Raw genomic sequence first — 12,118 nt, forward strand, 5'->3', positions numbered from 1 at the left:
ATCGAAGGCCATCAGCGCGGCGTTGCCGTCGAGCATCCACACGGCGGGAAAGCCCGCCGCCGGTGCCGGGTGCTCGGGAATGGCCAGCGTGACGCGCCAGCGCCGAGCCTCATCGCCATGAGCGACGTCGAACTGCTCGAACCGGTAGACCTGGATGGGCTCGTCCAGGACGGTATGGCCGAGGGTGCGGGCAGGGTCGTGCTGCTGTGCCATGAGAGGCGTACTCCAGAAAGCCAGTAATCCCAGCGCCAAGGTGAGCGGCGCGAAACCGCGAGAAGTGAAGCGTTCGAGCATGTCGGTATCCTCGGCAGTGTCCGCAGGGGAGCGCCGCCGTGCTTGACGGGCAAATGGCCAACGAGATTAAAAGCAATGATAATCGTTGGCAACCAGGCGCTGGCCGAGCCGCGAAGGGAGCTTGAGTTGATACAATGGCCGTCTAGCCTACGCTTCAAGGATTCGCTTCATGTCGCTTACGTTTCACTGGTCGCGCTTCGATGAGTTGAGTACTCGCGCCTTCTTCGAGATTGCCCGCGCCCGCGTGGCGGTGTTCGTGGTCGAGCAAGCCTGTGCCTATCAGGAGCTCGACGACCTCGACCCGCTTGCCTGGCACCTGTGCGCGATGCAGGACAGCGCGCTTGCCGCCTACGTGCGCGTGGTGGCCCCGGGCGACAGGTTCGCCGAGCCCTCGATCGGGCGGGTGATGACCACGGCTGCCTTTCGCGGGCAGCGGCTGGGCCACGTTCTGATGACGGAGGCGATCCGCTTCACCGAAGAGCGCTACCCTGGCCACGGCATCCGTATCGGTGCCCAGGCGCATCTCGAGCGCTTCTACGCCTCGCTCGGCTTCGACACCGCAAGCGAGCCTTTCGATGAAGACGGCATCGCGCACATCGAGATGGTCAAGGCAGCACCATGAGCGATGCCCACCGCTTCAGCCAGGCCGAGCGCGATGGCCTCTACCGCGCCATCTTCGAGCGCCGCGACGTGCGCAGCCACTTTCTGCCCGACCCCGTGACCGATGAAGTGCTCGCGCGGCTTCTGCAGGCAGCGCACCACGCGCCGTCGGTGGGCTTCATGCAGCCCTGGGACTTCATCGTCATCGAAAGCCGCGAGGTGCGTGCCTCGGTCCTTGCACTGTTCGACGAAGCCAACGACGCGGCGGCCAGGCGCTTTTCCGGCGAGCGCCAAACGCTCTATCGCGGCCTGAAACTGCAGGGCATCGTCGAAAGCCCGCTCAATCTGTGCATCACCTGTGACCGCACCCGGGGTGGCACCCACGTGCTGGGGCGCGACAGCGTCATCGAAACCGATCTGTTCAGCACCTGCCTGGCGGTCCAGAACCTGTGGCTCGCCGCCCGCGCCGAGGGTATCGGCGTTGGCTGGGTGAGCATCGTCGACCCGGCGAAGCTCGGTGAGGTGCTCGGGCTTCCAGAGCACGTCTATCCGCTGGCCTACCTATGCCTTGGCTACGTCAGCGAGTTTCTCGACAATCCCGAACTCGAGGCCAAGGGCTGGCGCTCGAGGCTGGCCCTGGAAGAGCTGGTGCACCGCGATGGCTGGGGGCGGCCCGCTTCGAGCGGCGTGATGGAGCAGCTCGCCCGCGATCAGTCGCAATAGCGCTTGCGCGCGTCGCAGATCCTGCGGTGATGGGTGTCGGCCCATTCGACCAGGGCCGCCATCGGCGTCATGAACGAGCGCCCGAGCTCGGTGAGCCGGTACTCCACCTTCGGCGGCACCTCGGCGTAGACCGTGCGCACGATGAAACCATCCTGCTCCAGATGCTTGAGCGTCTTCGAGAGCATCTGCTTCGAAATGTCCCCGATCTCGCGGCCCAGCTCGTTGAAGCGCAGCGTTCGCACCGCGAGTGCCTCGAGCACCAGAAGGCTCCATTGATCGCCGATGCGATCCAGCACGTCGCGGATCGGGCAGGACTGGTCGAACGCGTATTCGGTGGTAGAAACAGTGGTCTTGGCCATGAGCGTGGACGTCTCCATGGTCAGTCCGTGCTGACCTGGTCAGGTGAAAGTGACTTCTTGTGAAGCGCGAGAGAGGGGATTATGATCGCTTCAAGGTCTTTTTTATAGACCTGGTATGTCTTGCAAACCATCACTCGTGGGGAGGTTTCAAATGGCACAGGTCGCTTTGATCGGCGCCTCCGGTAACGCCGGTGCCCGAATCCTGAAAGAACTCGTCACCCGTGGCCATGAGGTCACGGCGATTGCCCGCCATCCCGAGAAGATCGCCTCTTTCGAGGGCGTTCAGGCGCTCGCCGGCAATGTCGACGATCGCGCGGCCCTGACCAGGCTGCTCGAAGGCGCCGATGCGGTGATCAGCGCGGTACCGTTTTCCAACAGCGACCCGGACACGCTGATCAATGCAGTGCGTGACGCCGGCGTCAAGCGCTACCTGGTGGTCGGCGGCGCCGGAAGCCTGCTGGTCGGCCCCGGCCAGCGCGTGATCGACCAGCCCGACTTCCCCGAGGCTTACAAGCCCGAGGCCTCGAAAGGCGCGGTCTTCCTCGAGAAGCTCGAACAGGCCGACGATCTCGACTGGACGTTTCTCTCGCCTTCGGCGGAGTTCGTGCCCGGCGAGCGCACCGGCCGCTTTCGCCTCGGCACGAACGAACTGCTCGTCGATGAGAGGGGTGAAAGCCACATCTCCTTCGAGGACTACGCCATCGCGCTGGTCGACGAGCTGGAAAACCACCATCACCTTCGCCAGCGCTTCACCGTTGGCTACTGAATCGAAAAAAACGCAAAGGAGTTTGCCATGCCGATGAAAAAGACCCTACTCGCCTCTGCAGCGGTGCTGCTGTCCACGTCGCTTTCCGGCGCCGCTCTGGCCCAGCCAGGCGAGCGTGACCTGGACATCGAAGAGGCCAACCGCGAGCTGGTCGTCGAGTTCTATGAGCGCTTCTTCAACGATCATGAAACCGAACAGGCAGGCGAAGTGATCGCCGAGGACTACATCCAGCACAATCCGGACGTACCCGACGGCAAGGAGCCCTTCGTTTCCTACTTCACCGGCTTCTTCGCGGAAAACCCGGATTCGCGCGCCGAGATCAAGCGCAGTGCCACCGACGGCGACCTGGTCTGGCTGCACGTCCACTCCACCAACGGCGACGACGACGCCGGCGAGGCCGTGGTCGATATCTTCCGCGTGGAAGAGGGCATGATTGTCGAGCACTGGGATGTGATCCAGGCCGTGCAGGACGAGGCTGCCAACGATAACACCATGTTCTAGGGCGCCTGGCGCCAGCGGCGCTTGTAACCCTTGATGACGAAGCCGGGCGCGTGCCCGGCTTCGCGCTTTTTCAATACGACAGGCGTCCATTTTTTCATCAGTGATCAGGACGCCCCATGTCAGATATCATGTCGATCGAACGCCTGGACGCAAAGCTCGCAGAGCGCGACCGGAACCGAGGGAAAGGCGTCACCTGCATGACCCGCACCTTCACTCACTACGGAGTATCACCATGATCAGTGGCCGCGCGCTTCACTACTTCGATACCGTGGCGCGGTGCCGCTCGCTGCGTCAGGCAGCGGCGATGCTCAATATCGCGCCGACGGCGATCAGTCGTCAGATCGATCAGCTCGAAGAGCAGCTCGGCGCGCCGCTGCTGGAGCGCAGCCCCAACGGCATCACCCTGACCGATGCAGGCGAGCTGCTGGCGGCCCAGGCATGCGAGACGCTGCGCGACTTCGAGCGCGTGCAGGAGCACATCGCCGACCTCAAGGATTTGCGGGTCGGCCGCGTTCGTCTGGGGGCCGCCGAAGGGGTGGTCGCCGGGCTACTGGCACCGGCGCTGGCCGACATGGGGCGTGACTATCCCCGGCTGCGCTTCGACATCGGCATCACCAGTGCCGGGCAGGTGGTGGAACGGCTGCGCCAGGGCACGGTGGATATCGGTGTTTCGTTCTTCACGCCGCGCCATGACGATATCACCGTGCTGCAAAGCGCCTGGCTCGAGCACCACGCCGTGATGCGGGCGGATCATCCGCTGGCAAGCGCAAAGGAGGTCTCCCTCGAACAGCTTTCCGAGCATCGTGTCATTCTGCCCGACGCGTCGTTTGGCGCGCGCCAGGCGATCGAGCGCAGCGCGCTGCGCGCGGGCATCAAGCTATTGCCCTCCTTCGATACCGCTTCACTCGAGACCCAGAAGGCGCTGGCCCTGAACGGCGCCGGTATTCTCATTCTGCCGCCCATGGCCGTGGCGCGCGAATGCGCGTGCGGCGAGCTCGTAAGCGTCGCCCTCGGCCGCGACGAATTCGAAGCCGCGCGCATGGATCTTTGCGTGTATCGGCATCGAACGCGTAGCTTCGCCGTCGAGACCTGTGTCTCCCTGTTGAGTCGTTCCATCGAATCGATGAGCTCGCAAAACGTTTAGTGTCCACAAAAAGTGGACACGAGGTGATAAAAATTCAATTATTGTGGTCGCCGGCACTCCTAATGACACAACTCCGGCCATCTCGTGAAGGATTTCAATCACTGACGTTTGCATGACCTCTCTCATGCAGACAAGGGAACCGTTATGCGACATCCGTTCGTCCTCCCCACCTCCCGCGCGGGGTGGGGCCTGCTTGCCGCCTTCGTTGGCCTGGTGCTGGCCGGCACCTGGCCGGTGATCGGGCTGTTCAACCGCGCGGCGCTGCTGTTCGGCCTGCCGCTGATGATCGTCTGGAGCTATGTCATCATCTTCGCCTGCGTCGCCGTGATGCTGATCGGCAATCGCATCGTCGAGGGGGATGGCCATGAATAGCGTCTGGCCGCTGGTGATCACGCTCGGGTACGTCGCCGCTACCATGATGATCGGCCTGAAGGCCCGGGCCGGGCACCGCATGGATACGCTGGAGCAGTGGGGCGTGGCCGGGCGCAGCATGGGGCCGGTGACGCTCTATCTTCTGATCGCGGCGGGCAGCGTGAGCGCCTACACCTTCATGGGGGCGCCGGGCTGGGCCTACTCGAAGGGCATCGCGGTGTTCTACGTGGCGGTGTATCTCGCCTACCTGGCGCTGGTGGCCTGGTACTTCGGCCCCAAGGTGTGGCAATTCGGCGAGCAGTTCGGCCACGTGACCCAGGCCAGCGCCATCGCCGATCGCTATCAGAGCGCAGCACTCGGGGGACTTTCTGCGCTGGTGATGGCGGTGGGCTCGGTCGCCTACGCGGTGCTGCAGACCGTGGGCTCCGCCTACATCCTGTTCGTGATGAGCGGCGGGATGATTCCCGTGTGGCTCGGGGTGATCATCGTGCTGGGCTGCATCGCGGTGTACCTTTTCGTCAGCGGTCAGCGGGCGATCGGGCGCACCAACGCCTTCCAGGGAGCATTGATGCTGGTGGTCGCCTGGGCGGTGGGGCTCTGGGCGCTGCACAGCGCCACCGGCGGGCTCGACGTGGGCGCGCTGTTCGAGCGACTCCAGGCGGAGAACCCGGAGTTTCTGACCCTGCCCGGTGCCCGGGGCGACATGAGCTTCAGCTTCTGGACCACCTCGATCATCGTGTCGATGTTCTCGTTCATGCCGCCGGTGTGGACCCAGTGGATGTGCGCAAGCTCGGCGCGCACCATCCGGCGCAGCGCCACTTGGCTTCCCACCTACTACATCGTCATCCTGCCCATGGTGGTGGTCGGCTTCATCGGCATCTATTCGCTGCCGGAGCTGGCCCGTGCCGACACCGTGGTGCTGGAGTACGCCATGGCGCACCTGCCGGTGGTGCTGGTCGGACTTTTGGGGGCCGGGACCCTGGCCGCCTCGATGTCGTCGAGCGAGCCGTTCATCCACTCGGTGGCGCTCTCGATCACCAAGGACGTGCTGCAGCCGCTGTTCAAGCTCTCGGATGCGTTCACCGCCAAACTTGCCCGCTGGTGCCTGCTGCCGGTGATGGCGCTGCTCGTCGCGCCGCTGGCGATTGCCGAGCCTGGAAGCCTGGTGATGATTTTGCTGGTGGGGCTGGGGTTCGCCTCGCAAGTGCTGCCGGCGTTCATCGGCATGTTCTTCTGGCCGCGCGCCTCCAAGCTCGGGGTCATGGCGGGCATTCTCGCCGGGTTCGCGGTGACCGTGACCTTCACTACGGTGTGGTCGCATCCGCTCGGCATCCACGCCGGGTTCTGGGGGCTCTTGCTCAACCTGCCGGTGTTCGCCCTGGTGTCGCTGATGACCCCGCCCGCCCAGGCGAGCGTGGTCGAGCGCTTCTTTCGCATCTCGGCGCCGCGCGGCTTTCGCCGCTCGGGCCGGGCGCTGACTTAATCCCTTCATCTCGCTCGGCTAGGCTCGAGGGTTCACGTAACGCGACGAGGATCACGTCATGAGCCAGCAGCCCGCCGGGCGCAACCGCCCGCAACAGGTCATCGAGGCCCTCTACGCCGCCAACGAGGGCTTGCCTGCCGCCCAGCGCCAGGCCCGGTTCGCCCGCATGGCGGCGTCGCCGGAGCGGTTCTTCCGCATCGCCTCGACGCTCTACTGGCAGGACGCCTGGCACGACTGGCGCGTCGCGCTGTTCGGCGGCTGGCCCGAGACCCGGACCTGGCTGCACGGCGATGCCCAGGTGGGCGCCTTCGCCGCCGTCTGTCATCCGCACGAGCCGCTGCACTACGGCCTTGCCGGCGTGGACAGCGCGCTGATCGGTGATTACCAGCTCGATCTCTGGCGCCTGGCCACGAGCCTGGTGCTGGATGGGCGCGAAAACGCCGGGCTCTCCGCCAAGGCGATCGATAAGGCGCTGGAGGCACTGGTCGCGGGCTACATGGGTATGCTCGCGGCCCACCGCGACGGCAAGACCGAGGCGCCGAGGGTCAGTGAGCCGCTCAAGGGGTTTCTTAACCGCATGGCGGATCGCCAGCGGCCCCGGCGCGCGCTCGAGAAGTGGACCGAGCAGCCCGATGGCCAGAAGCGGCGCTTTCTGGTGCGCCCGGGCAAGCTCGTCAACCTGCCGGCGGATGTCGCCAGTCAGCTCAAGCGCCTCATCGATAACGACTACCAGCAGACCCTGCAGGCGCCGCCCGGCAAGGGGAGAGACGGGCTTTTCGCGGTCAAGGACAGCGCCCGGCGCCTGAGCGCGGCGGGCATCGAGCACTATTTCGTGCTGCTGGAGGGTGGCCCCGACGGGGAGCACGACGACGTGATCCTGGAGGTGAAGGAACAGGTGCCGCCGGCGGCCTTCGCGCTGCTGACCAAGGCCGACCAGCAGGGCTGGCGCAAGCTCTTTCCCAACGAGGGGCTGCGCCACGCCGCCGCCTTTCATGCGCTCGGCGCCCACAGCGATGCCTACCTGGGCTGGCTGACCCTCAATGATCGGGTGTTCGCGGTACGCCGCCTGCCGGAGCACCGCAAGGCGCTCGCCACCCGCAAGCTCGGCGCCAAGGCGTATCGCAAGCTGGCGCGCCAGTGGGGGCAGCGGCTGGCCTGGCAACACCTGCAGGGCGCAGGCGCCCTCAACCGTGGCGATGCCCGTGGGTTTTCCGAGGCGGTATGTCGGCGCCTGGAGGGACACGAGGCGTCCTTCACCCAAGGCGTGACTCGCTTCGCCCAGGAATACGCCACCTGCGTGGAGCAGGACTACGCGCTTTTCCTGGCGCACTTCATGGCCGAGGCGGCCTAGCGGCCGTCGTCTGCCCGTGGGAACACCGGCACATGAAAAAGCCGAGCAGGGCGCTCGGCTGATGTCTTCGGGCAGGGCTTGCGGTCAGGGGCCGACGGCGCCACCCACCACGCCGCTTCGAAACGCGCTCTGGCGCTCGCCGTCGCGCAGGTGGCGGGCCACGGTGTCCTCCGGCGAGCCCGCCATCTCGCGAAACATGCCCATGGAGCCCAGCAGTGCCGAGGACTCGTAGGGCACGAATACCCGCTCGCCCTCCTGGGCCATGGTGGGCAGCACCTTGATGTAGCTCTGACCCAGCAGGTAGCCCACCACGGTGCGCTTGTCCTCTTCGCTTTCGCCGATGGCGCTGAGCACCAGCTTGATCGACTCCTGCTCGCCCTGGGCGCGCAGGATCGCCGACTCCTTGTCGCCCTGGGCGTTGAGGATGGCGGATTCGCGCTGGCCCTGGGCCATGGCGATGGCGGCGGACTTCTCGCCCTCGGCCTCGGTCACCGTGGCGCGGCGCTTGCGCTCGGCGGCCATCTGCAATCGCATGGCGGACTCCACCTCTTCGGGCATGGCGATGTCCTGCACCTCGACCCGCGAGATCTTCACGCCCCACTTGGAGGCGGGCTCCTCCATCGCCGCCTGGATCTCGTTGTTGACCTCGGCGCGGGATTCGAACAGCTTGTCGAGCTCCATCTTGCCGACCACCGAGCGCAGGGTGGTCTTGGCCAGCACCTCGACGGCCTGGCTCATGTTCGCCACTTCGTAGACCGCGCGCTTGGGATCGATGATCTGATAGTAGAGCGCGCCGTTGATGCGCACGGTGACGTTGTCCGTGGTCACCACCGGCTGCCCCGGGAAGTCCATCACGGTTTCGCGCCGGTCGATGCGCGTCTCGTCGGTGGTGATCGCCTGGTACTCCTCGCCGAGCTTGCGATAGCGCAGCATGGTGATGGCGCGCGGCTGTTCGATGAACGGAATGATGATGTTGATGCCGCTTTCGAGCACCCGGTTGAACGAGCCGAGCCGCTCCACCACCATCACCTCGGACTGGCGCACGATCACCAGCCCCTTGGCGATGATGACGACGCCGATGACGACGACGATCAGGCTGATCAGAAGGCCTGGACTGATGGGTAGATCCATGATCAGGGTTCCTTGCGTTGGGCGGGCGCCACCGGCGCCTCGTGGGAAGAATGCGACACCAGGGCGGTCGTGCCTTCGAAGCGCTCGAAGGTGACCTCGGTGCCTGCAGGAAGCTCGCTGTCGCCACTTTCCAGCACGCGCAGCCGGTAGAAATCGCCGTTGACCTTGATGCCGGTGGCGCCATCGAAGTCGCGCAGCAGCGTGGTATAGCGGCGACCCTTCTCGACCCCGGTGCCGGTGGTGCCGTAGGCGACCCCCTTGGGGGAGAAGCGCGGGCGGATCACCATCACCGCGAACGGCACCAGCACCCCGGCGAAGACGCCCATGGAGACCAGTTGCCAGGAAAGCGACAGACCGAAAAGAGTGACCAGCGCGGTGAGCGCGGCGGCCACGCCCAGCGCCAGCAGCAGCAGGGCGCCGGAGGCCAGCTCGCCCAGGCTCAACAGCAGGGCCAGCACCAGCCAACCGTAGACCGGATTCCACTCCATAGACGTTTCCTCGTCGCGTTGCCGACTGTCGAAGGTTATATACTTGTGCACTTTAGCGCGTGCGCTTGCTAGCGTGTGCTCTTGCTAGATAGTGCAAGCAAGCCAAGGTAAAGGCAATGCGCGGATACCCGCGAGCGGCTTGTCGGCGCGCGGGTCAGGCAGTCACGAGGTAGACGAGAAAGGAGACGACGGTGTCGGGAGTGGTGTACTGGCTGGATATGGCCGGGGTGATCGTGTTCGCGCTTTCCGGCGTGGTGCTGGCGTGTCGTTCGCGCATGGACCCGTTCGGCATGCTGGTGCTGGCGGCGGTCACCGGGATCGGCGGCGGCACGCTGCGCGATCTGGTGCTGGGCATTCGCCCGGTGTTCTGGGTGAGCGATCCTACCTACCTGTGGGTGATTCTGGCCACCGTTGCGGTGTCGCTGCTCGGCTTTCACTACATCCACCGGCTGTCGCGCGGCTTTCTGCCCGTGGCGGACGCCCTGGGCCTGGCGCTGTTCGTGGTGATCGGCACCCACAAGGCGCTGCTGCTGGGCACCTCCGGCGTGGTGGCGGTGGTGATGGGCGTGATGACCGGCGTTGCCGGCGGCATGCTGCGCGACGTGCTCGCTCACCGGGTGCCGATGGTGCTGCGCGAAGAGATCTATGCCACCGCCGCCATCGCCGGCGGCAGCGCCTATGTCGTGCTCCATACGCTGGGCGCGCCGCTGCCCGTGGTCATCGCCGCCTCGCTTGTGACCACGCTCGGGCTGCGCCTCGCCGCGATCCACTGGCGTCTGGCGCTACCGGTGTTCGCCTGGGTGAGCGTGGCGCCCCCGCCGCCGGAAGAGGGCAGCGAGGCGCTCTCCACCCCGGCCAAGGCCAAGGAGCGAGTCAGGATGATTCGCCAGGCTCGCAAGCGCTAGGGGCGCGGCTGGCGCTGCGCCTGACGCCAGCGATCGAACCAGCGCCGCGGTTGCAGTAGACGCAGGTGCGCCTCGCCTTCGATCAGCTCGGCGCCGATGCCCAGCGCCCCCAGGCGCGCGTAGAGCGCACCGCTCACCTTCGAGGCCTCCAGGGTGATGTCCGACAGCAGCTGCAACGAACCACCGGTCAGGGCGAGATCACTCAGCTCGATGCGCTCGCCGCGCATCTTTAGCGCCGCCTCGCCCTCCACGTCATGAACCTCGAGCAGCCGCCCCAGCCAGCCGTTCTCCCGCGCCCGGCTCAGAAACAGCCGCGCCAGAAGCCCCGTATCGCGCATGGAAAGACGCACGCGGCTGTCGAGCCGAATCGGCTCGCTCCAGGTCAGCTCGGCCTCGGGCATCGCCAGGCGCACCCACCAGCCGGCATCCTGGGCGCCACCGCTTTCCAGGCGAAAGACGTTCTCGAGGCTCACGTAGGAGTCGTTGGCGCGAAAGCGGCGAGTCTCTAGATCGCCCTCGGCCAGGGCCAGGTGCAGCTCGATGTCGCCGCGCAGGTGCTGATCGAGCAGGGTGAGTTCGGCGCCGAAGGCGCGCAGGGTGATGTCGCCCTCGGCGCGCAGGCCCGCCAGGTGCCAGGCGCTTTCCAGGCTCGCCTCGCCACCCAGCAGGCGCAGGCCGTCGGTGGCCGGCAGGTAGTCGGCGTAGAGCGCCAGATCCGGCACCTCGACGATCGGAAGCTCCACGCGGGTGGTGAAGTAGGCCGGAAGCGGCGCGGCGCGGGCGGCGCGAAACTGGTCGGTCTCGGTGGCAAGCGCCAGGTGGCGCCCTTCGAGGGCGGCACGCGCATCGCTTTCGCGGCGCAGCGTGAAGCGGGGAATGGCAAGCGAAAGCGATGCGTCATCGGCACTCGTGAGCTCGGCGCTGAGCTCGCCCCGGCCGCTGGCCACGTAGTCGAGAAAGCGCGCCTCCAGGGCATTGGCGTTGACCCGTAGCCGGGTCGGGGCCTGCAGCTCGCCCTGGGCGAAGGCCCCCTGGGCGAACAGCTCGCCGCCGCCGGAGAGCGCCACCCCGTGCCCGGCGGGCAGGAAGGCATTGAGAAAGCCCAGCCGCTGGACGACCCCGGCCACGTCGAAGCGCGCGCGGGTATCGTCGCCCCGGCGCTCGAAGTGCCCTTCGCGAAGCGCCAGGATACTCTCCAGGCGCTCGGACGGGTCGGCGTCGCTCGCCGTCTGCCAGCGAAGGCGCGAGCCGCCGAGATCGAAAGTGCGCCCATCGAGGCTCGCCCCGGCCACCTTCAACGTCAGCGCCACGTCGCTGGTCAGCGTGCGCGCGTTGTCCGCGCCGGGCAGGCGCGTGACCCAGCGCTCGCCTGCAAGCGCTATCTCGCCGTCGAGGCGCTGCTCGGCGAGCACCAGCGTGCCGTGGCTTCGCGCCTGGCCACCGAGCAGCGTCAGCGCCTGTGGCCGGGGCAGCGCCGCGTTCAGGTAGGGAGCGAGCGCCCGGATATCCGGCAAGCGCGCGCCGCGCCATTCCAGGCGCGCCCGCGCATCGTCCAGCGTCGCCGTCTCGACGGGGCTGGTGGCGTCGAGGGTGATCTCCGCCTCGGTCAGCAAGAGGCGACTCTGATGAGTCAGGCTAGCATCGCTCAACGTGAGTCGTGCGTGGGCCGGTGAGCCGGGGGAGCGTTCGATGTGCAGCGCGCCATCGCCTTGGGCGGTGAACTCGGCGTAGGCCACTTCGAGGGCCGAGGCCTCGACATCCGCTTCGCCCCGGTAGAGTGCGGCCTCGCGCACCTCAAGGTCCAGCGCCAGCCGCCCCTGGCCTGCCAGCGTCACTGGCCGGCTGGCCAGGGCGCTCAAGTAGCGCTCGAGCATGTCCAGGCGCGCCACCTCGCCCTGCAGCGCCAACGTGGCGCCGTCTGGCGGTTCGAGCAGGTCCAGCCGACGGTTGGCGACCTGGGTCTCGAGCGTCAGGGCGGTCTCGGTGGCGTAGGGGGTGGTG

At 66.6% G+C, this 12,118-nt stretch carries 13 protein-coding genes and 1 pseudogene; 9 read left to right on the forward strand and 5 right to left on the reverse strand.

All coding sequences use genetic code 11. The annotated features are described in order from the left end of the window. Positions 1–294, reverse strand: a pseudogene (locus tag BIS11_RS03170) (hypothetical protein); the annotation flags it as partial. 169 nt (positions 295–463) lie between these two features. Here BIS11_RS03170 and BIS11_RS03175 point away from each other — a divergent pair. Beyond that, positions 464–916, forward strand: a complete 453-nt coding sequence (locus BIS11_RS03175; protein WP_253418651.1) for a GNAT family N-acetyltransferase — start codon at positions 464–466, stop codon at positions 914–916. After that, positions 913–1,617, forward strand: a complete 705-nt coding sequence (gene bluB / locus BIS11_RS03180) for a 5,6-dimethylbenzimidazole synthase (protein WP_253418654.1) — start codon at positions 913–915, stop codon at positions 1,615–1,617. The genes BIS11_RS03175 and bluB overlap by 4 nt, the downstream gene beginning before the upstream one ends. Here the strand turns inward: bluB and BIS11_RS03185 are convergent. Continuing rightward, complete coding sequence (locus BIS11_RS03185) at positions 1,605–1,976, reverse strand: helix-turn-helix domain-containing protein (protein ID WP_253418657.1); 372 nt, start codon at positions 1,974–1,976, stop codon at positions 1,605–1,607. The two genes, bluB and BIS11_RS03185, sit on opposite strands and share 13 nt — an antisense overlap. Positions 1,977–2,127: 151 nt before the next feature. Here BIS11_RS03185 and BIS11_RS03190 point away from each other — a divergent pair, with 151 nt between their 5' ends. From BIS11_RS03190 to BIS11_RS03215, 6 genes are all read left to right on the forward strand, one after another. After that, on the forward strand, positions 2,128–2,742 hold the full coding sequence (locus tag BIS11_RS03190; protein ID WP_253418660.1) for an NAD(P)-dependent oxidoreductase: 615 nt from the start codon (positions 2,128–2,130) through the stop codon (positions 2,740–2,742). A gap of 33 nt (positions 2,743–2,775) precedes the next feature. Beyond that, complete coding sequence (locus BIS11_RS03195) at positions 2,776–3,243, forward strand: ester cyclase (protein WP_253418663.1); 468 nt, start codon at positions 2,776–2,778, stop codon at positions 3,241–3,243. Positions 3,244–3,475: 232 nt separating this feature from the next. After that, complete coding sequence (locus BIS11_RS03200) at positions 3,476–4,387, forward strand: LysR family transcriptional regulator (protein ID WP_253418666.1); 912 nt, start codon at positions 3,476–3,478, stop codon at positions 4,385–4,387. A 144-nt stretch (positions 4,388–4,531) separates the two neighbouring features. Then, on the forward strand, positions 4,532–4,759 hold the full coding sequence (locus tag BIS11_RS03205; protein ID WP_253418668.1) for a hypothetical protein: 228 nt from the start codon (positions 4,532–4,534) through the stop codon (positions 4,757–4,759). Continuing rightward, complete coding sequence (locus BIS11_RS03210; protein ID WP_253418671.1) at positions 4,752–6,242, forward strand: sodium:solute symporter; 1,491 nt, start codon at positions 4,752–4,754, stop codon at positions 6,240–6,242. Before BIS11_RS03205 ends, BIS11_RS03210 begins: the two co-directional genes overlap by 8 nt. Positions 6,243–6,300: 58 nt before the next feature. After that, positions 6,301–7,593, forward strand: a complete 1,293-nt coding sequence (locus tag BIS11_RS03215) for a DUF2252 family protein (RefSeq protein ID WP_253418674.1) — start codon at positions 6,301–6,303, stop codon at positions 7,591–7,593. 84 nt (positions 7,594–7,677) lie between these two features. Here the strand turns inward: BIS11_RS03215 and BIS11_RS03220 are convergent, their stop codons facing one another. Then, positions 7,678–8,724 (reverse strand): SPFH domain-containing protein, encoded by a 1,047-nt coding sequence (locus tag BIS11_RS03220; RefSeq protein WP_253418677.1) that lies wholly within the window; start codon positions 8,722–8,724, stop codon positions 7,678–7,680. Between the two features lie 2 nt (positions 8,725–8,726). Then, positions 8,727–9,212: an NfeD family protein gene (locus tag BIS11_RS03225; RefSeq protein WP_253418680.1), complete on the reverse strand. Its 486-nt coding sequence runs from the start codon at positions 9,210–9,212 to the stop codon at positions 8,727–8,729. A gap of 191 nt (positions 9,213–9,403) precedes the next feature. Here BIS11_RS03225 and BIS11_RS03230 point away from each other — a divergent pair, with 191 nt between their 5' ends. After that, positions 9,404–10,117, forward strand: a complete 714-nt coding sequence (locus BIS11_RS03230; protein ID WP_253418683.1) for a trimeric intracellular cation channel family protein — start codon at positions 9,404–9,406, stop codon at positions 10,115–10,117. On the opposite strand, the gene BIS11_RS03235 is transcribed toward BIS11_RS03230, so the two are convergent. Further along, the coding region (locus BIS11_RS03235; RefSeq protein WP_253585729.1) for a hypothetical protein at positions 10,114–12,118 on the reverse strand (2,005 nt) is incomplete at its 5' end. The two genes, BIS11_RS03230 and BIS11_RS03235, sit on opposite strands and share 4 nt — an antisense overlap.

Origin of the sequence: Halomonas sp. 707D4 (assembly GCF_024158685.1) — a bacterium.
GTDB lineage: Bacteria > Pseudomonadota > Gammaproteobacteria > Pseudomonadales > Halomonadaceae > Vreelandella.

Bases quoted from the DNA above. Each gene is read 5' to 3' on its own strand.
- BIS11_RS03175 (WP_253418651.1), top strand. From the start codon at position 464: ATGTCGCTTACGTTTCACTGGTCGCGCTTCGATGAGTTGAGTACTCGC.
- bluB (WP_253418654.1), top strand. From the start codon at position 913: ATGAGCGATGCCCACCGCTTCAGCCAGGCCGAGCGCGATGGCCTCTAC.
- BIS11_RS03185 (WP_253418657.1), bottom strand. From the start codon at position 1,976: ATGGCCAAGACCACTGTTTCTACCACCGAATACGCGTTCGACCAGTCC.
- BIS11_RS03190 (WP_253418660.1), top strand. From the start codon at position 2,128: ATGGCACAGGTCGCTTTGATCGGCGCCTCCGGTAACGCCGGTGCCCGA.
- BIS11_RS03195 (WP_253418663.1), top strand. From the start codon at position 2,776: ATGAAAAAGACCCTACTCGCCTCTGCAGCGGTGCTGCTGTCCACGTCG.
- BIS11_RS03200 (WP_253418666.1), top strand. From the start codon at position 3,476: ATGATCAGTGGCCGCGCGCTTCACTACTTCGATACCGTGGCGCGGTGC.
- BIS11_RS03205 (WP_253418668.1), top strand. From the start codon at position 4,532: ATGCGACATCCGTTCGTCCTCCCCACCTCCCGCGCGGGGTGGGGCCTG.
- BIS11_RS03210 (WP_253418671.1), top strand. From the start codon at position 4,752: ATGAATAGCGTCTGGCCGCTGGTGATCACGCTCGGGTACGTCGCCGCT.
- BIS11_RS03215 (WP_253418674.1), top strand. From the start codon at position 6,301: ATGAGCCAGCAGCCCGCCGGGCGCAACCGCCCGCAACAGGTCATCGAG.
- BIS11_RS03220 (WP_253418677.1), bottom strand. From the start codon at position 8,724: ATGGATCTACCCATCAGTCCAGGCCTTCTGATCAGCCTGATCGTCGTC.
- BIS11_RS03225 (WP_253418680.1), bottom strand. From the start codon at position 9,212: ATGGAGTGGAATCCGGTCTACGGTTGGCTGGTGCTGGCCCTGCTGTTG.